Genomic DNA, 18,367 nt, shown 5'->3' on the forward strand with positions numbered 1-18,367 from the left:
GATTCTGGCCGAAAGCGAAACGTGATGATTAGCACTACACTGATAGGCATGCCCGATAGAACTTATCAGCCCACCGTCGCCGGTCTGCGCGCCTTCGTCGCTCTCGCTCATCGCCGTCACTTCGGAACTGCCGCAGCCGATCTCGGTGTCAGTCAGCCGTCACTGTCGCAGGCGCTGTCCGCGCTGGAGTCCGGACTCCGGGTGACCCTCGTCGAACGCACCACGCGGCGTGTCCAGTTGACCGCCGACGGTGTCGAACTCCTGCCGCGGGCGATCGCGGTGACGGAGGCCGTCGACGAGTTCACCTCGGCGGCCGCGGGCGCCGGACAACCGCTGCGCGGGGTGCTGCGGCTGGGGGTCATCCCGACGGTGGCACCCTACGTCCTGCCGACGCTGCTGCGCGGGCTCGGCGAGCGGCTTCCGGATCTCGTGCCCCGGGTGGTGGAGGAACAGACCGCGCGACTGGTCGAGCAGTTGCGCACCGGCACGTTGGACGTGGCGTTGCTCGCCCTCCCCGTCGAGGTGCCCGGCATCGTCGAAATCCCCATCTACCGTGAGGATTTCGTTCTCGCGCTCCCGTCCGGACATGCCCTCGCCGGACGTCGCCGCGTCGACCCCACCGCCCTGGCGGACCTGCCGTTGCTCCTCCTCGACGAGGGACACTGTCTGCGCGACCAGGCCCTGGAGGTGTGCCGGCTCGCCGGCGTGCGGCCCGATCTCGGACAGACCCGGGCCGCCTCGCTGACCACGGCGGTCCACTGCGTCGTCGGCGGTCTCGGTGTGACGCTCATCCCACAGACGGCGGTGGCGTCGGAGACGGCGTCGGGCGACCTGGCCACCGCGACGTTCGCGACCCCCCGTCCGGGCCGTCGGATCGGCCTGGTCTTCCGGGCCTCCGCACGCCACGACGAGGCCTACCGCGAACTGGCTTCCGTCATCGGTGATCTCGTCGGCGCGACCGGGGCCGTGACCCCGCTCTAGACCGGCTCGCCCGTCGAGGCGAGTGACTCGGCGGCGGCCGCCTGCGCGGCCAGGGCCTCCCACTCGTCGACGAGACTCGAGTCGACCTCGCGGACCATGGTGCCCAGATCCTCGACGATCCGCTCGATCTCGGGCGTCACCACGCTCGTCGGAACACCCTGGCGCAGAACTCGATAACAGTCCGACAGGTAGCGCAGCAACACGCCTTCGCTGCGGGCGAGGCCGTAGGCGGAGATCAGCTCGGTGAAGGTCATGGCCTTCTCCAGCATCTCGCGCAGGACCGCCTTCGGCGCCGGCGGGAACGACGACACCCAGGGATGGCCGCGACGGTAGATGTCGAAGGCGGCGAAGATCTCCTCGGCCAGCGGCTGCGGCCAGGTGATCTCCTCCAGTCGGGTCATGCGCTCCTCGTACTCGATGCCGTCGGCCTTCATCTCGGCGATCGCGGCGTCGCGGGCCACCTTGCGCTGGGCGAGCAGCAGCGGGCGGGGATTCTCCAGCGTCGATTCGAGGACGGAGACCACATCGAGTGCGTATGTGGACGATTCGGGGTCGAGGATCTCGAAGGTCGCCAGCGCGAAGGCGGACAGCGGATTGGTCAATGCGAAGTTCGCCGGCATGTCCACGCTCAGCGCGATGTGCCGTCCGGTGTCGTCGGGTTCGTCGAGCTGCACGACGATGCCGGCATCTCGCAACCCGCGGTAGAGCTCGATCGTGTGCTTGATGGTGCGCAACTGCCGGTCGCGGGGTTCGTGGTTGTCCTCGAGGAGGTGGCGCACCGCGGCGAAGCAGTCGCCCGGTCGGCCGAGCACCTCGAGCAGCATGGCCGTCGTCATCTGGAAGTGGCTGCGCAGCGGCTCGTCGGGGGCGTCGACGAGCTGGGTGAACGTCTTCTCACCCCACGACACGAAGCCCTCGGGGGGCTTCTTGCGCACCAGCTTTCGCAGTTTCTTGGGATCGTCGCCGGCCTTGGCCACCGCGCGGGCGTTCTCCACGTCGTGATCGGGGGCCTGGGCGACGACGTAGCCGATCGTGTCGAACCCGGCACGCCCGGCGCGGCCGGCGATCTGATGGAACTCGCGCGCCCGCAGGCGCCGGACCCGGCGCCCGTCGTACTTGCTCAACGCCGCGAACAGCACCGTACGGATGGGCACGTTGATCCCGACGCCGAGCGTGTCGGTCCCGGCGATGACCTTCAGCAGACCCTGCTGGGCGAGGCGCTCCACCAGGCGCCGGTACCGCGGGAGCATCCCGGCGTGATGCACACCGATCCCGGCGCGCAGGAGTTTGGACAGGGTGTTGCCGAAGCCGGTGGAGAACCGGAAGTCCCCGATCGCTTCCGCGATGGCGGCCTTCTCGGCCTTGTCGCAGATGCGGACGCTCAGCAGTGCCTGCGCGCGCTCGACCGCGGCGGCCTGGGTGAAGTGCACCACGTAGATGGGCGCCCGGCCGCGATCGACCAGTTCCTCGATCGTCTCGTGGACCGGCGTCATCGCGTAGGTGTGTTCGAGGGGGACGGGCCGCTGTGCACCGGTGACCTCGACGGTCTCGCGTCCGGTGCGGCGGGTCAGATCGTCGACGAAGAACGAGACGTCGCCCAGCGTCGCCGACATCAGCAGGAACTGCGTCGACGGCAGTTCGATGAGCGGCACCTGCCATGCCCAGCCGCGGTCCGGTTCGCCGTAGTAGTGGAATTCGTCGGCGACCAGGGTGCCGATGTCGCTCTCACCGCCCGCGGCCAGCGCGAGGTTGGCGACGATCTCGGCGGTCGCGCACACGATCGGCGCGTCGGCGTTGACCGCGGCGTCACCGGTCAGCAGACCGACCTGGTCCGCGCCGAACATCGCGCACAGCTCGAAGAACTTCTCGCTGACGAGCGCCTTGATCGGGGCGGTGTAGAACGCGCGCTCGCCGCGGCAGCGCGCGAAGTACAGCGCACCCGCCGCGACGAGTGATTTACCCGAGCCCGTCGGCGTCGCCAGGATCACGTGGCTGCCGGCGAGGAGTTCGAGGAGTGATTCCTCCTGATGGGGGTAGAGGTCGAGACCACGCCCCGTCCACCAGTCGGTGTACCGCTGCAGGGCGGCGTCCTCGTCGTCGGTCGGGACCAGGACGTGGGGTCCGGGAATCGATGCGGTCTCGGGGATCAGATCGGTGATCGTGGACCCTCGTCCCCGGGGTCCGCCTCACCGTTGCCGGTCTGCTCGGCCAGGAACCGCTCGAGTTCGGCTCCGAGTTCGTCGCCGCTGGGCAGGGATTCTTCGGCGGCGAGCAGCGAGGCCCGTTCCTGGGCGGCCTGGGTGAACGTGTCGTACTGGGTCTCCAGCGCGGCCACCACCGACTCGATCTCACTGTTGCCCTCGACCTCGGTGTCGACCTGTGCGCGCACCTTCTCCGCGGCGCTGTCGAGAGCGGCGAGCGGGAGGTCGAGGCCGGCGAGTTCGGCGACCGCCGCCAGCAACCGTGCCGAGGCCGCCGGATAGTTGGTCTGCGCAAGGTAGTGCGGGACGTGCACGGACAGCCCCGAGGCGCGGTAGTCGTGCTCACCCATGCGGAGTTCGAGCAGCATCGACGCGCTGGCGGGCAACTTCATCGCCGATCCCCACCGGGGCAGGTCGCCCAGGGCGTCGGGATCGCTGCCGTGCGCGGTGATCGACGGCGGGCGGGTGTGCGGCACGGCCATCGGGATCGCGTTCAGGCCGATGACGTCGGTGACGCCGAGGCCGTCGCTGAGGCGACGGACCGCGTCGACGAACTGTTCCCACCGGAGGTCGGGCTCGGAGCCGGCGAGGAGGAGAAACCCCTTGCCGGAGTTGTCGCGGATGGCGTGCAGCGCCAGCGACGGCATCTCCACGTCGGTGAACGTCTCGCCGCTGAACGAGATGGTCGGCCGGCGCGAGCGGTAGTCCATCAGTTCGTCGGACGAGAAGGTCGCGACCAACTCGGATTCGAGGCTGTCGCGCAGATGCGCCGCCGCCAGGGCGACCGCATGCCCGGCATCGGCGAACCCTTCGAGTGCGTGGATCAGTACCGGGCCCGTGCCGTCGGGCCGGGTCACCTGCGGAGCGGGAAAGGCGAGTTCATACAGCGCGTCGTCGCGCGCGGGCTGCTCGTCCACGTCGTCCCTCCTTCTGCTGGCAGCTGTCCATCGAGACAGCTGAACGTCCATTGTCCCGCACCGGGGTGCCGAGAGTCATCTGGGGCAACCACCTCGGCACGCGGGTGATTCCCGCCCTGGTGCGCGCGGTGTGTCGGAGGGCGTGCGGGGCGTGCGGCGGTGGCACAGTAGACCGTTGTGACCGAGCCGCGTGTGCCCCGACCGTGCCTGCCTTCCCCGGGCCGGACCCGTGTGCCGGCCGCCTGCCTGGTGGCCGCCGCGGTCCTGCTCTCCGCGTGCTCGGTGGCCGGGGAACCGGCGCCGTCCGGCCCGGACCTCTCCGCGCGATCGGTGTCGGCCGCGGACTTCCCGAATGGCGCGGCGAGCGAGATCCCGGCGTCGGCGGTCGCGAACGCGCTGGCCGACGTGACCGGCGCACCGATGGCCGGACAGACCGGCACCGAGGTGTCGCCGCCGGACTGCGCGCCGGCCACCGTCGCCGCCGACGGCGCGGTCGCCTACCTGGGGCCCGGCCCGGGGGAGCGGTCCACCCTGACCACGGTCGTGGCCGGCGTCGACACGACTCTCGACGACGTGGTCGACCTGGCGCAGCGGTGCGGGCAGACCACGACGACGACGTTCGGTGCGTCGTCGACGGTCACCACCGAGGTCCTACCTCCGCCGCCGGCGCCCGACGGGGTCGACACGGCCACCATCCGTCGCACGATCGTGACCGGCGGCGGCGTCCCCACGACGACGAGTGCCCTCACCCTGCTCGGCGAGCGAGACGGGGTCCGGGTCTACACCGAATACCGTTGGCCCGCAGCCGGTCCGGTGGCGCCGGAGGCGGCCGCCGTGCTCGACGCACTGTTCGTCAAGGCGAACGCGGCCGCATTCGGCTGATTCCCCACCGCCCCTGTGGATGACTCGACCCGGGTTGTCCACAGGACGAGTTCCCCGGCGTTCGCGCGGCCGCCTACGGGTGACGCTGCGTCCATGCAGATGTTCGAATCACGTCCGTCGGGGCCACACGACCCGTCTACGCTGCTCACCTCGATCCCCGCACGTCTCGGATTCGTCCCGGAGCGATCGATCATCGTGATCGCCTTCGCCGCCGACCGGACCGTGAACGCGACCATGCGACACGACCTCGCCCTCGAGGACGACGGCAGCCCCAGCCGGGAGTTGGTCACCGTCCTCGGCGGGCTCGGAGAGATCACCTCCACCTATGGCGTCGAGGAGATCGTGGTCGTCATCGCCGACGACCGGCATCCCGTCGACGACCACCGCCACCGCCGGATCATGGCGATGAGCGACCGGTACTTCGGTGAGGTCGGCGGCGTCGCGGCGGGATTCGCGCTGGCGACCTTCGACGCAGGCGCCGAGTGGACCACCATCTGGTGTCCCGAGGACCGAGCATGGTCGGTCGAGGTGTCTGCCGACGCGGTCGGGCGCATCGACGACCCGCACACGAGTCCGACGGCGATCGCCGAAGCCGTGCGCTCGGGCCGACGAATCCTCGGACGGCGCTCGGAGATGAGGTCGATGCTCGAACCGCTGTACGGCGAGTGCGGTCCGGGTCGCCCCCGGCCGGAGTGCCATCGGTGCCGCGGCCACGACCTGGACCGGACCGATCTCGACCGGTTCGATCCCGACACCGACGACGTCGAGGTCTCGGCGCTGGCGCTCGACCTGGTGATCAGCGCGATGATCGGAGCGGACCGGGCGCTGGACTGCGACGAACTGGACCTGCTCGAACGGGCGATCCTCCGCCCCGACGTCCGCGACGCCGCGCTCGCCCTGGCCGTCACCGAACTGCGGGGAGCTGCGGAACGCCTGTGGCGAGAACTCACCAGACGACTCGCCGGACGCGGACGCGCAACCGCCGCAACACTTCTCGCGCACCTGCACTACATCGGCGGGGACGGGGCCTATGCCGGTGTCGCGCTCGACGTCGCGCTCGCGTGCACAGAACCCGGGCCGCTGGCCACGCTGCTGGACTCGGCCCTACGGGCAGGCGTACGCCCGGCAAGATTGTGGGGCACGATCGACAAGTCCTACGACGCGGCGAAACGTCTCGGCGTCGTCATCCCGGCGGCGACATTGCGCACCGCCGGGTGACCGGACCTGTTGCGTCAGACCTTCGCTGGGTCAGACCTTCTCGACGACCTTCTCGACGAACAGCGAGTGCGCCATGTCGGGCGAGAGCTCGAGACCGTCGTGACCGGGCGTGTCGATGGTGATCGTGCCCGCGGTGTTCGAGACCGTCACGCGGGCGTTGGGGACCACACCCGCCTCCCGGAGCGCGCCGATGAGCTCGGTGTCGGACTGCGCGTGCTCCGACAGACGACGGACGATGACCGGCACCGTCTCGCCCGGCGGGAGGTCGGCGAGACGGGTGGCACCGTCGTCGGAACTCGGCACCTCCACGCCCAGCAGCTCCAGGCCCGGGATGGGGTTGCCGTACGGCGACGTCGTCGGGTACTCCAGGACCGCGAGCAGGCGACGTTCGACGTTCTCGCTCATCACGTGCTCCCAGCGGCAGGCCTCCTCGTGGACCTGATCCCAGGGCATCCCGATGACATCGACCAGCAGGCGCTCGGCGAGACGATGCTTGCGCATCACCGCGACGGCGAGCGAGCGGCCGCGGTCGGTCAGTTCGAGGTGTCGGTCGCCGGCAACGCGGAGCAAACCGTCGCGCTCCATCCGGGCAACGGTCTGCGACACGGTGGGACCGGATTGGTCCAGACGCTCGGCGATACGTGCCCGCAGCGGCACGATGCCCTCTTCTTCGAGATCGTAGATCGTTCGCAAGTACATCTCGGTGGTGTCAACCAGGTCGTTCACTGTGCGCAATCCCTTTCGTCCCCGCCAAGATTACCCTCTTCGCGAGCGGTGACCGCGATCTCACCGCGGCCGGGTGGTCCGCGACGAGGATGGTGCGGTGCCCGCCCGTGTCCGACGCGACATCCGTGGCCGCTGCGCGAGGTGTACCACTAGCCTGAGGTCGTGATCAACACTACGAGCGCCCGATGACGACGGCGGTCATCTGGAGCGAGGACTTCCTGTCCTATCGCTGGGCCCACACGCACCCGATGAACCCGGTCCGACTCGCCCTCACGATGACCCTCGCGCAGAGCCTCGGGGTCCTCGACGACGTCGAGACGGTCCCGCCGCAGGCCATCGACGACGACGCGCTGACCGTCGTCCACAGCCGCGACTACATCGACGCCGTGCGTGCGGTCGGCTCCGGGACCGCGTCGCTGTCGGGCCCGTTGCTCGAGCGGTTGTTCGGTCTCGGTGACGCCGACAACCCGGTCTTCACCGGGATGCACGAGGCCGCGCGCCTGCTCGTCGGCGGCACGCTGGCCGCGGCCCAGACGGTGGTCTCGGGGGCGGCGACGCGAGCGGTCAACATCGGTGGTGGCATGCACCACGCGATGCGCTCGCGCGCGGCGGGGTTCTGCATCTACAACGACTGCGCCATCGCGATCAAGTACCTGCTCGACAACGGCTTCGACCGGATCGCCTACATCGACGTCGACGCCCACCACGGCGACGGCGTCCAGGTCGAGTTCGCGACCGACCCGCGTGTGATGACGGTCTCGCTGCACCAGCATCCGGCGACACTGTGGCCGGGCACCGGATGGCCGACCGAGGTCGGCGACGGCGATGCCGCGGGCAGCGCGGTCAACCTGGCCCTCATGCCCAACACCGAGGACCGATTGTGGCTGCGCGCCTTCCACGCCGTGGTGCCGTCACTGATCGCCGAGTTCCGGCCGCAGATCATCGTCAGCCAGTGCGGCGCCGACAGTCATCGGGCCGATCCGCTCACCGACCTCTCGCTGACCGTCGACGGCCAGCGGGCGGCGATGATCGCCATGCGCGACCTCGCCGACAAGTACTGCGAGGGCCGCTGGATCGCGGTGGGCGGCGGCGGCTACGGCGTCGTCAACGTGGTGCCGCGCAGCTGGACGCACCTGCTGGGGGTGGCTCTCGGGCGCGAGGTCGACGTATCCTCGGTCATCGACGAATCCTGGTGTGCCACAGCCGAACAGATCTCTGAGCAGGTGCATTCCGACTACGCCGCCCCGCCGGTTCGGGTCATGGGCGACGGGGGCATCGTCGACTACCAGCCGTGGGCGGGTGACGCCGGTCAGGAGCCACCCGAGGGCGTCGCCGCCAACGCCCAGCGCCAGACCGATCGCGCAATTCTCGCCACGCGACGCGCGGTGTACCCGCTCCACGGTCTCGACCCGGAGGATCCCCGTGACTGACGACACCACGACCGCAACGGACGCTTCGCCTCCCGACCCGCCCGCCGCGGTGGCCGATCAGCCGGAACCACGCAGCCCGTGGGACTACCCGCGGCACTGGATCGCCGACGTGCTGGCCTCTGACGGCGGCGTCGTGCATCTGCGGCCGATCGTGCCCGACGACGCCGACCGCATCGTGGCATTCCACTCCAAGCTGTCCGAGCGGACGCGCTACATGCGTTACTTCGGTCCGACCCCGACCCTGCCGCCGCGCGAGGTCGCACGGATGACGACCGTCGACCATCAGCAGCGGGTCGCGATCGTCGCCGAACTCGGGGGCGAGATCATCGCGGTCGGCATCTACGAGGGTCTCGGCTTCGACGGCAAACCCGAATCGGCGGAGGTGGCCTTCGTCGTCGCCGACGAACACCAGGGTCGCGGACTCGGACCGATCCTGCTCGAACACCTCGCCGGCGCGGCGGCGGAGAACGGCTTCACCCGCTTCGAGGCCGAGGTGCTCAGCGAGAACCCGAACATGGTCGCGGTGTTCCGCGACGCCGGGTATCAGCTGGCGCGGAGCTTCGACGGTTCGACCGTGCACGTCGAGTTCCTCATCGACCCCACCGAGGCGATGCTGTCGGTGCGCAACGCCCGGGAACGCGCCTCGGAGGCGCGCAGCGTGGCGAACCTGTTGCGTCCCACCTCGGTCGCGGTCATCGGCGCGTCGACGGACCCGAACAAGGTCGGCAACGCGCTGCTGGCGAACATCATCGCCGGGGGGTTCACCGGACCGGTGTTCCCGGTCAACGGACCCGCCCGGGTCGAGGACGAGAAGTCCGAACCGGGCCGACGCGGGGCCGGCCGCGAACCGACGCCGGCGCGTCGACGCACTCGGGAACGCCCGCCGTCGGTGCGCGGGATCCGTGCGTACGAGACCGTGCGGGACATCCCCGATCCCGTCGACCTCGCGGTGGTCGCGGTGCCGGCCGCGCGCGTCGACGACGTGCTCGACGACTGTCTCGTGAAGGGTGTGCGCACGCTCGTCGTGGTGTCGTCGGGCTTCGGCGAGTCCGGTGAGGAAGAGGGGTTGGAGAACGAGCGCCGGCTGGTGGCCCAGGTCCGCGAGCACGGGATGCGTCTGGTCGGGCCGAACGCCCTGGGGGTGGCGAACAACGACCCCGCGGTCGCACTCAACGCGACTCTCGCGCCGCGCATCCCGGGCGCGGGCCGGGTGGGGTTCTTCTGTCAGTCCGGCGCGCTGGGGATCGCGATCCTCGACACCGCAGCCCGACGCCAGATCGGCCTGTCGACGTTCGCCTCGGCCGGCAACCGGGCAGATGTGTCGGGCAACGACCTGCTCCAGTACTGGGACACCGATGCCACCACCGACGTCATCCTGCTCTACCTCGAGAGCTTCGGTAACCCGCGCAAGTTCTCCCGCATCTCGCGCCGGGTGTCCCGCTCGAAGCCGATCATCGCGGTCAAGTCCGGACGGGGCGCCATGACACCGGTCCGCGCGGCGCGGTCGGCGGCCACCCTCGACGACCAGATCGCCCGGATGATGCTCGAACAGGCGGGGGTGATCCAGGTCGACACGATCCCCGAATTGTTCGACTGCGCGGCGTTGTTCGCTTATCAGCCGCTCCCGCGGGGACCGCGCGTCCGCATCATCGGCAATTCCTCGGTGCTCGGCAGCCTGGCGGCCGATACCGCGCGCAACGGCGGCCTCGAGGTCGTCGACACGATCGATCTGGGAGCCGGTGCCTCCGAGGAGGAGTTCGAGTCGACGGTCTCCGCGGCGATGGCCGATCCGGGTGTCGACGGGATAATCGTCGTCTTCGTGCCGCCGGTGGCGGTGGGCGCCGATTGGCACGCCCGCGCCCTCATGGCGGCGGCGAACACACCCGCCGCCGATGGCGACAAACCGATTGTCACGACCTTCCTCGCCGTGGACGGTATCCCACCGGGCCTGACCAGGCCCGGTCCGGGCGGGATGCCGACGAAGGGGTCGATCCCGTCGTACGGCTCACCCGAGCGGGCCGCGGCAGCGTTGGCGAGGGCCTGGCAGTACGCCCGGTGGCGCCAGCGGCCGGAGTCCGTCGTGCATCGTCCCGAGGGCACGGACCCCGAGACGGCCCGGATGTTCGTGCGTGAGGCCATGTCGGGCGAGGGTGTCCCCGACACTCCCGGCGAGCGACTGCTCGGACACGTGGAGTCGGCGAAGTTGTTGCGCTGGTACGGCATCCACGTGGTCCCGTTCCGGGAGGTCACCACCATGCACGAGGCGTCCGCGGCCGCGCGCGAGCTGGGACTACCGGTGGCGGTGAAGGCGACGTCGGACAAATGGCGCGGCCGGCTCGACCGCGAGGGCGCGCGCCTCGACCTGCCCGACGCGACATCCGTGGTGACCGCGTTCGCCGAACTCACCGAGCTGACCGGTGATCGGGTGCTGCACGTGCAGAAGATGGCACCGAAGGGCGTCGGCACGGTGATCCGGGTCCGCGACGACCCGTCGTTCGGTTCGGTCATCTCGTTCGGTCTGTCCGGGCGGACGTTCGATCTGCTGGGCGATCACGGTTACCGAGCCGTCCCGCTGTCCGAGCTCGACGCTCGTGAACTGATCGAGGAGCCGCGGTCGGCACCGCTGCTGTCGGGATACCGCGGGGAGGAGCCTGCCGACAAGGAGGCGCTCGCGGATCTCCTGCTCCGCATCTCGACCCTCGTCGACGACATCCCGGAGGTACGCGAAGTCGTCTGCGACCCGATCCTTGCCTCGGTCGACGGGGTGGCCGTGCTCAATGCCCGGATACGAGTGGGCCCGGTGCCCGACAGGCGGGACACCGGACCCAGACGACTCGGCTGATCGGCGGACCGACCGAGAGACTCAGTGAAGGCTGCAGTCGAGCGTGGGGGGACCCTCAGCTCGCGTAGGCACGCAGGCGCTCGGCACGGTCACCGTGGCGGAGCTTGCCCATGACCTCGCGCTCGATCTGACGCACGCGCTCGCGCGACAGCCCGAACATGCGGCCGATCTGGTCGAGGGTGCGTGGCTGGCCGTCGTCGAGGCCGTAGCGCATCCGGATGACCTGCTGTTCCCGCTCGTCCAGCGTGGCGAGGACGGCCCGGATGTCGGAGTGCAACAGTCCGGCGATCACCGCGTTCTCGGCGGAGGTGGCCTCGGCGTCTTCGATGAAGTCTCCGAGCGGTGCTTCCTCGTCGCTGCCCACCGGCATGTCCAGGCTCACCGGGTCGCGGCTGTGGTCGAGGAGGTCGGCGATCTTCTCCGCGGGGATGCCCGACTCGTTGGCCAGCTCGTCGTCGGTCGCCTCTCGGCCGAGCTGCTGGTGCAGCTCGCGCTTGATACGGGCCAGCTTGTTGACCTGCTCCACGAGGTGGACGGGGAGCCGGATCGTGCGACTCTGATCCGCCATACCGCGGGTGATCGCCTGGCGAATCCACCAGGTGGCGTAGGTCGAGAACTTGAAGCCCTTGGCGTAGTCGAACTTCTCCATGGCCCGGATCAGACCCAGGTTGCCCTCCTGGATCAGGTCGAGGAGCGGCATGCCGCGGCCGGTGTACCGCTTGGCCAGCGAGACGACCAGGCGGAGGTTCGCCTCGAGCAGGTGCGCACGGGCGGCCTCACCTTCCCGGACGATGACCGCGAGGTCGCGCTTCTTGGCGGCGGAGAGCCGCTTCTTGTTCGCCAGAACGTGTTTGGCGTAGAGGCCGGCCTCGATCTGCTTGGCGAGTTCGACCTCCTGCTCCGCGTTGAGGAGAGCGGTACGACCGATTCCGTTCAGATAGACACGGACCAGATCCGCCGCTGGAGACTGGGCGTCGAGATCTTGTTCGGTCATCGCCGGCCGGGTACCCGGAGGGGTGACTTCGGCGAAACCTTTGGTCGGGGTCGAACGTGCAACTGTCGAGCGTGACATGCGGCCTCCTGACTTGAGTGCGTTCACTGGGTCCAACGTCCATGTGTGGCCGATAGTTCCCGAGAGTGCTTCGGAGCAAACCTCGATGAGGCTTGGTGACCTGCGCATTCTTTTTCGCGACTCGACAAGCGGCTGAGAAGTTGCTGAGATGTCGCGCGCGACGGAACCGCGCCGCGATGCGGTGAACGGGTCGAGGTGTCAGGCGCGGGGATCGTCGGGGTCGACGACCTGCCCGTCGACGGTGCGCGACAGCTTGTTCTCGGTGTCGGGGAGTGCGGGCGGGCCCACGACGTGGTGGTCGGCGCCGTACTTGTACTGGGGGACCTCGCCGCGCTTGCGCGGTGGACGGTCGTTGGCGATGAGGACCGCCGCCCAGGGCAGCGGGATGGAGATCGCGACGATCGCCAGCGCCAGGAGCCCCGACCCGGTGATGCCGTAGGCGATGCCGGCGATCAGGAGGGCGGGCACGCGGAAAGCCATGAGGAACAGGTATTTCCGAACGCGTGCCCGGTGCTGGGCCTCCAGCGAGTCCGGCGCGTCGGTGATCAGGTAGGTCTCGGCGGCCGGCCGTTTCGACAGGGGGTGGCCGTGCTCGTCGACGTGCGGTGACGCGCTCCTGCGGCCGTACTGACCGCGACCGGTCTCACCCATGGATTCCCTTTGTTCGAACACCCTCTCCACTGTCCCACTTTCGATCATCGAATGCACCCGCGGCTTCGCCCGCCGCCGCCTGTTGACGCACAATGGACGCATGGGAACCGAAACCATCGAACGCCCGGACCTCGACGAATGGTCCGACACCAAGACCGACGAGCGTCCCGACGCCGACGCGACCGATCGGGATGACGACGACCGCCCCAAGTTCTTCCACTACGTGAAGAAGAACAAGATCGCCGAGAGCGCGGTCATGGGGAACCACGTCGTCGCCCTCTGCGGCGAGACCTTCCCGGTGACGCGGTCGGCCAAGCCCGGGTCTCCGGTGTGCCCGAAGTGCAAGAAGATCTACAGCAAGATGCGCAAGTAGCGGCTGCCTGATCGGGCCCGCCCGCTGCCGGGCGGCGGCGGGCCCGGCGCCGTCAGCCGCGCCCGCGTTCGCGCGGCTGCCTGCGGATCGGACCGGAGGACAGCCGGTCGGGCAGGGTCCGGAGCTGTCCGGTGAAGTCCGATGTCTGCGAATTCACCCAGTGGCGCACCTGGGTCGTGGTCGAGGCCTTCGCCGGCCAGAACTGTTGCACCGCGGCGTTGAACTCCGCGCCGATCACGATGCCGAATCCCAGCGAGAACGTGAAGAGCAGGAACGCGATCGGGGTGGCCAGCGCTCCATAGGAGACCCCGGCCTCGGTGATCTTGGTGAGGTAGATGCGCAGCAGATAGCTCGCCACCCAGAAGAACACGCCGGCCACGACGGCGCCGCCGATGAGCCGATGCCACGGCAGGGGATTGGGCAGCGCGAGGTGGTAAAGCGTCGTGAGCACGAACAGGAGGAGGACCGCGACGAACGGGAAGTAGCCGTAGTCGATGAGGGTGGTGACGAACGATCCCCACGATTCCGGCACGATCGCCCGGAGGTAGTTCGGTCCGAGGGCGACGAGGGGCAGCAGGAACACCGCCACGCTCAGGAATCCGACGTAGAGGAACAGCGCGAAGAACCGCTGCCACACCGGATTACGGACCTCGTGCTGATCGTGGGCGTGGGCGATCGAGGCGATGAAGCACGATACGGCCGACGATCCCGCCCACAGTGACAGGACGAAGCCGACCGACATCAACCCGATCCGTCCGCGACCGAGCACGCTGTCGACGGTGGGGGTGATCAGGTCGTCGACGACGGTCGGGGTGAACGTGCGGTCGGCGAAGTCGATGATGCGGGCGTACACGACGTCGACGGTGTCGGGACCGAACCAGCCCGCGACGTAACCGACCGAACCGAGCAACCCGAGCAGCAGCGGCGGCAGGGACAGCGCCTGCCAGAACGCGGCCTGCGCGGCCCAGCCGATGATCCCGTCGTCCCAGGACTTGACGATGGTCCGCCAGATCACGCGATGGATGTTCGGCAGCACCGGCAGGCCGGGCCCGGTCGGTGCCTCGTCTCGGACCGGGTCGTCGTTGCCCGGCTTCGACGAACGGCCGGCGTCGGCGGGCACCTCGACGTCGCCGGACGCGGGCGCGGCTCGCAACGCGGCGGAGCGCAGGGGTTCGGTCGCGGTGTCGCCGATCGGGGCGGTGATCGCGGCCGACACGGGCGCGGGTGGCGGCCCCGCGGGCAGGCTCGGCGCAGCCACCGACGACGTCTCGTCGGCCAGCGGGACCGGATTCCTCTTACGCGTTGTGATGTGTTCAATATCCCTGATCGGAGGGGCGGTTGGGTACTCGGGTCACCAGGCGAGTCGTTCGGATCGCCCACGAGGGGCGACTTCCGTGGGCCCCTCGGCCCGGTGTCGGGATGCGGGAGCTGTCGCCGGTCGGCGGTACGATTGGCGGGTCCCCTTGGGCGCGGGTGCCGCACGCGAGGGGTCATTTCATGTCCGGCAGTACACCCGCACGCGTGGAGGAGCAGCACTGAAGGTGACGTCAGCCGAACCCTCCGCCAGTGGTCCGTCCGGGTCCACGAGCGCCCCCACACAGCAGCTCCGCGCCTGGCAGCGTCGTGCGCTGACCAAGTACCTGACGCAGAAGCCGAAGGACTTTCTCGCCGTGGCGACCCCCGGCGCAGGCAAGACGACCTTCGGTCTGCGCATCGCCCGCGAGCTGCTCGACGACCGCACCGTCGACAAGATCACCGTGGTCGCGCCCACGGAGCATCTCAAACACCAGTGGGCCGAGGCCGCGGCGCGCGTCGGGATCGCGCTCGACTCCCGGTTCACCAACGCCGCCGGACAGACCAGTTCGGACTTCCACGGCGTCGTGGTCACCTACGCGCAGGTGGCCGCCCACCCGGCTCGGCATCGGGTGCGCACCGAGAACTACCGCACGCTGGTCATCCTCGACGAGATCCATCATGGTGGCGATGCCAAGTCCTGGGGTGAGGCGATCCGCGAGGCCTTCGACGACGCCGAGCGCCGGCTGCTGCTGACCGGTACGCCGTTCCGCTCGGACGACTCGCCGATCCCGTTCGTCACCTACGAACCGGAGGCCGGCGGGCATCAGCGTTCCAAGGCCGACCACACCTACGGCTACGCCGACGCCCTGAAGGACGGCGTCGTCCGCCCGGTCGTGTTCCTCGCCTACTCCGGTGAGGCCAGTTGGCGGGACAGCGCGGGCGAGGAGTACACCGCGCGCCTGGGCGAGCCGCTCTCGGCGGAACACACCACGCGCGCCTGGCGCACTGCCCTCGACGCTCACGGCGACTGGATCCCGGCGGTGCTCACCGCCGCCCACACCCGCCTCGGACAGTTGCGCGCGACCGGCACACCGGACGCGGGCGGCTTGGTGATCGCCACCGATCAGACCGCGGCCCGCGACTACGCCGAACTCCTCACCGCCATCACCGGTAGAGAGCCGACGGTCGTGCTCTCCGACGACCCGAAGTCGTCGTCGCGGATCGGCCAGTTCGCCGCGTCCACCGACGAGTGGATGGTCGCGGTCCGCATGGTGTCCGAGGGTGTCGACGTGCCGCGCCTGGCCGTGGGCGTGTACGCCACCAGTTCGTCGACCCCGCTGTTCTTCGCGCAGGCCATCGGCCGCTTCGTGCGATCGCGTCGGCCGGGTGAGACCGCGAGCGTCTTCCTGCCGTCGGTGCCGGTGTTGCTCGACCTGGCCAGCCAGATGGAGGTCGAGCGCGATCATGTGCTCGGCAAGCCGCACCGCGAGAGCGACGGCCTCGACGACCAATTGCTGATCGACGCCAACAAGCAGGAGGACGAGCCGGGGGAGGACGAGCCGAAGTTCCAGTCCCTGCACGCCGACGCCGAGCTCGATCAGGTCATCTTCGACGGCACGTCGTTCGGCACGGCGACGTTCGCGGGCAGCGATGAGGAGTCGGACTACCTCGGCCTTCCGGGGCTGCTCGACGCCGATCAGGTGCGTGCCCTCCTGCGCAAGCGGCAGGAGGACCAGGTCACCGCGCGGACGGCTGCGTCGACCGCGGAGTCTCCGGCGAATGCCGAGCAACCGACGCCCGGCCGACCCCCCGGGACGACCGGTGAGAACCTGCACGCGCTGCGCAAGGAGCTGAACACTCTCGTCGCCATGCATCACCATCGCACGGGTAAACCGCACGGCATGGTGCACAACGAATTGCGGACCCGTCTCGGTGGGCCGCCGACCGCGATGGCCAGTGCCGAGCAACTCAAGGAACGGATCGCCGCGCTGCGCGAGTGGCGCTGATCGGTCGGGTGGGGCGAAGGCCCGGACATGACCGACACGACGGACAGACGCACGACACGACAGAGCCCGGCCGGATGATTCCGGCCGGGCTCTGTGCGCGTAGGAACGCCCGTGTCAGATCGTCGGGATCGTCAGACCAACTCGCCGGCGGACTCGACGACGGTGGCGCTCAGCTCGACGAGACGGGCTTCGTGCTCGTTGAAGTGATGGCGGCAGAAGAGAAGCTCGCCGCCCTTGGGCAGGACGGCCCGTACCTTGGCTGCGGCGCCGCAGCGATCGCAGCGATCGGCGGCAGTGAGCGGCAGGTAGATCGGGGCTGTGGTGGCGATGTCAGTCATGGTTGTCGTTCCTCCGTCCCGGTCCGGCGCCGGTGTCCGGTCGCCTTCCCTTCGAGCCGACACATCCGGGCGATGCGTCAACCTCACTCTGTCAGACGCTCGAGGCGTTCGTATTGTTCCGGGGGTGCGCTCGGTGTGTCGTCACTCACCGTTTACCTCGCGCAACAACTGGACAACGATCGCCCGAACGCAATGCGACCCGGCCATGGGGGCCGGGTCGCACCACTCTACGTGTTCTGCGCGGGTCGGGTCGGACGGTCAGCTCGTCCGGGTGGGGGAGTGCGTCCCGCTTGCGCCCGCGTCGGGTTCGGGTGCGGTGTCGGCGGCCGGGATGTCGGACGTCGATGCCGCCTCGGTGCCCGAACGCTCCGTGCCCTCGGCGCCCACGAGCGCCTCTTCCTGCTCCTCGCGGAAGTGGGTGACCGCGTCCGAGGACTCGTTCTCACGGTCGCGCAGGTACTCGCGAAGCGAGTAGGCGAACGCCGCTGCCCAGGCGATGGCGATCACGACGTAGAAGACGTTGCGCACCGAGCCGGGGGCATCGATGAAGTCGCTCTTCAGCAGGCTGCGGGTGTTGGTGAGGACGATCAGGCCGCCGACCGAGGCGCCCAGAAGGCGCGGCGGGATGTGGCGCACGAGCCAGGCGGCGATCGGTGCGGCGATCACGCCGCCGACGAGGATGGCGCCCACCCACGCGAAGTTGATGCCCTGCGAACCGAGGCTGAACAGGAATCCGAGGCTGGCGGCGACGGCGATGATGAACTCGCTGGTGTCGATCGAACCGATCACCTTGCGGGGTTCGAGGCGGCCGCTGGCCAGGATGGCCGGGGTGCCGACCGGCCCCCAGCCGCCGCCACCGGTGGCGTCGACGAATCCGGCGACGAATCCGAGCGGGCTGAGGAAGCGCTTGCGCAGCGGCTTGCCGAGGTTGTGCCGGGGAATGCCCTGGAAGGTGAAGCGCACCAGGATGTAGAGACCCAGCAGCAGGAGGATCACGGCCATGACGGGGGCCGCGGTCTCGGTGGAGAGATTCGACAGGATCGTCGCGCCGAGGAATGCGCCGATGGCACCCGGAATCGCGATCCGGCGCACGACGCGCCAGTCGACGTTGCCGAACTTCCAGTGCGAGACGCCGGACACCAGCGTGGTGCCGATCTCGGCCAGGTGCACCGTTGCCGACGCGGCGGCCGGGTTGGTGCCGATGGCGAGGAGGAGGGTCGTGGTGGTGACGCCATAAGCCATGCCGAGACTGCCGTCGACGAGCTGTGCAGCGAAGCCGACGAGGCCGATCAGGACAATCGTTCTCATAGTGGGTCTTTCCGGGAAGTCACACCGTCAGGGGCGTGACGAGGCTGGAGCGGGCACGATGCGGCCGCGAGAAGAGAAACGCAGAAGGTGGGGACGCACGTGGGCCCCGGGGCGGGTTGGGTCGTC

At 69.4% G+C, this 18,367-nt stretch carries 15 protein-coding genes; 7 read left to right on the top strand and 8 right to left on the bottom strand.

The genetic code is table 11. The features are described 5' to 3' along the window. Positions 1 to 48: 48 nt before the first annotated feature. The gene (locus BCM27_RS11490; RefSeq protein ID WP_172622054.1) at positions 49 to 981 is read left to right on the top strand and encodes a hydrogen peroxide-inducible genes activator; all 933 of its coding nucleotides are present in this window, start codon (positions 49 to 51) and stop codon (positions 979 to 981) included. On the opposite strand, the gene BCM27_RS11495 is transcribed toward BCM27_RS11490, so the two are convergent. Then, a complete protein-coding gene (locus BCM27_RS11495; protein ID WP_033203449.1) occupies positions 978 to 3,110 on the bottom strand; it encodes a DEAD/DEAH box helicase in 2,133 nt (710 codons plus the stop codon). The two genes, BCM27_RS11490 and BCM27_RS11495, sit on opposite strands and share 4 nt — an antisense overlap. A 17-nt stretch (positions 3,111 to 3,127) precedes the next feature. After that, positions 3,128 to 4,099, bottom strand: a complete 972-nt coding sequence (locus tag BCM27_RS11500; RefSeq protein WP_004019402.1) for a proteasome assembly chaperone family protein — start codon at positions 4,097 to 4,099, stop codon at positions 3,128 to 3,130. 177 nt (positions 4,100 to 4,276) lie between these two features. Between BCM27_RS11500 and BCM27_RS11505 the strand changes: the two genes are divergently transcribed. Beyond that, positions 4,277 to 4,981 (top strand): hypothetical protein, encoded by a 705-nt coding sequence (locus BCM27_RS11505; RefSeq protein ID WP_004019403.1) that lies wholly within the window; start codon positions 4,277 to 4,279, stop codon positions 4,979 to 4,981. A gap of 93 nt (positions 4,982 to 5,074) precedes the next feature. Then, complete coding sequence (locus BCM27_RS11510) at positions 5,075 to 6,199, top strand: DUF4192 domain-containing protein (RefSeq protein WP_052369245.1); 1,125 nt, start codon at positions 5,075 to 5,077, stop codon at positions 6,197 to 6,199. 30 nt (positions 6,200 to 6,229) lie between these two features. Here BCM27_RS11510 and BCM27_RS11515 read toward each other — a convergent pair whose 3' ends face one another. Beyond that, positions 6,230 to 6,925 (bottom strand): iron-dependent transcriptional repressor DtxR, encoded by a 696-nt coding sequence (locus tag BCM27_RS11515; RefSeq protein WP_004018860.1) that lies wholly within the window; start codon positions 6,923 to 6,925, stop codon positions 6,230 to 6,232. 185 nt (positions 6,926 to 7,110) lie between these two features. Here BCM27_RS11515 and BCM27_RS11520 point away from each other — a divergent pair, with 185 nt between their 5' ends. Together BCM27_RS11520 and BCM27_RS11525 are read left to right on the top strand one after the other, a co-directional pair. Then, positions 7,111 to 8,355, top strand: coding sequence for an acetoin utilization protein AcuC (locus BCM27_RS11520; protein ID WP_004018859.1), 1,245 nt, complete (start codon positions 7,111 to 7,113; stop codon positions 8,353 to 8,355). Further along, positions 8,348 to 11,197 carry a bifunctional acetate--CoA ligase family protein/GNAT family N-acetyltransferase gene (locus BCM27_RS11525; protein ID WP_004018858.1) on the top strand — a complete coding sequence of 950 codons (2,850 nt, stop codon included), beginning with the start codon at positions 8,348 to 8,350 and terminating at the stop codon, positions 11,195 to 11,197. The genes BCM27_RS11520 and BCM27_RS11525 overlap by 8 nt, the downstream gene beginning before the upstream one ends. Before the next feature lie 55 nt (positions 11,198 to 11,252). Here BCM27_RS11525 and BCM27_RS11530 read toward each other — a convergent pair whose 3' ends face one another. Both BCM27_RS11530 and BCM27_RS11535 read right to left on the bottom strand, forming a co-directional pair. Beyond that, the gene (locus BCM27_RS11530; protein ID WP_171011532.1) at positions 11,253 to 12,191 is read right to left on the bottom strand and encodes a sigma-70 family RNA polymerase sigma factor; all 939 of its coding nucleotides are present in this window, start codon (positions 12,189 to 12,191) and stop codon (positions 11,253 to 11,255) included. A 276-nt stretch (positions 12,192 to 12,467) separates the two neighbouring features. After that, complete coding sequence (locus BCM27_RS11535) at positions 12,468 to 12,920, bottom strand: DUF3099 domain-containing protein (RefSeq protein WP_004018856.1); 453 nt, start codon at positions 12,918 to 12,920, stop codon at positions 12,468 to 12,470. A 100-nt stretch (positions 12,921 to 13,020) separates the two neighbouring features. Here BCM27_RS11535 and BCM27_RS11540 point away from each other — a divergent pair, with 100 nt between their 5' ends. Next, on the top strand, positions 13,021 to 13,293 hold the full coding sequence (locus tag BCM27_RS11540; RefSeq protein ID WP_010840877.1) for a DUF3039 domain-containing protein: 273 nt from the start codon (positions 13,021 to 13,023) through the stop codon (positions 13,291 to 13,293). Positions 13,294 to 13,345: 52 nt separating this feature from the next. Here BCM27_RS11540 and BCM27_RS11545 read toward each other — a convergent pair whose 3' ends face one another. Then, complete coding sequence (locus BCM27_RS11545) at positions 13,346 to 14,551, bottom strand: YihY/virulence factor BrkB family protein (protein WP_004018854.1); 1,206 nt, start codon at positions 14,549 to 14,551, stop codon at positions 13,346 to 13,348. A gap of 283 nt (positions 14,552 to 14,834) precedes the next feature. On the opposite strand from BCM27_RS11545, the gene BCM27_RS11550 reads away from it, so the two are divergent. Beyond that, a complete protein-coding gene (locus BCM27_RS11550) occupies positions 14,835 to 16,595 on the top strand; it encodes a DEAD/DEAH box helicase (protein WP_004018853.1) in 1,761 nt (586 codons plus the stop codon). A 131-nt stretch (positions 16,596 to 16,726) separates the two neighbouring features. Here the strand turns inward: BCM27_RS11550 and BCM27_RS11555 are convergent, their stop codons facing one another. Both BCM27_RS11555 and BCM27_RS11560 read right to left on the bottom strand, forming a co-directional pair. Beyond that, positions 16,727 to 16,933 (bottom strand): DUF7455 domain-containing protein, encoded by a 207-nt coding sequence (locus BCM27_RS11555; RefSeq protein ID WP_004018852.1) that lies wholly within the window; start codon positions 16,931 to 16,933, stop codon positions 16,727 to 16,729. 258 nt (positions 16,934 to 17,191) lie between these two features. Further along, on the bottom strand, positions 17,192 to 18,241 hold the full coding sequence (locus BCM27_RS11560) for a sulfite exporter TauE/SafE family protein (protein ID WP_004018851.1): 1,050 nt from the start codon (positions 18,239 to 18,241) through the stop codon (positions 17,192 to 17,194). Positions 18,242 to 18,367: the final 126 nt, after the last annotated feature.

The sequence above is a fragment of the Gordonia terrae genome, assembly GCF_001698225.1.
Taxonomy (GTDB): Bacteria; Actinomycetota; Actinomycetes; order Mycobacteriales; family Mycobacteriaceae; genus Gordonia; species Gordonia terrae.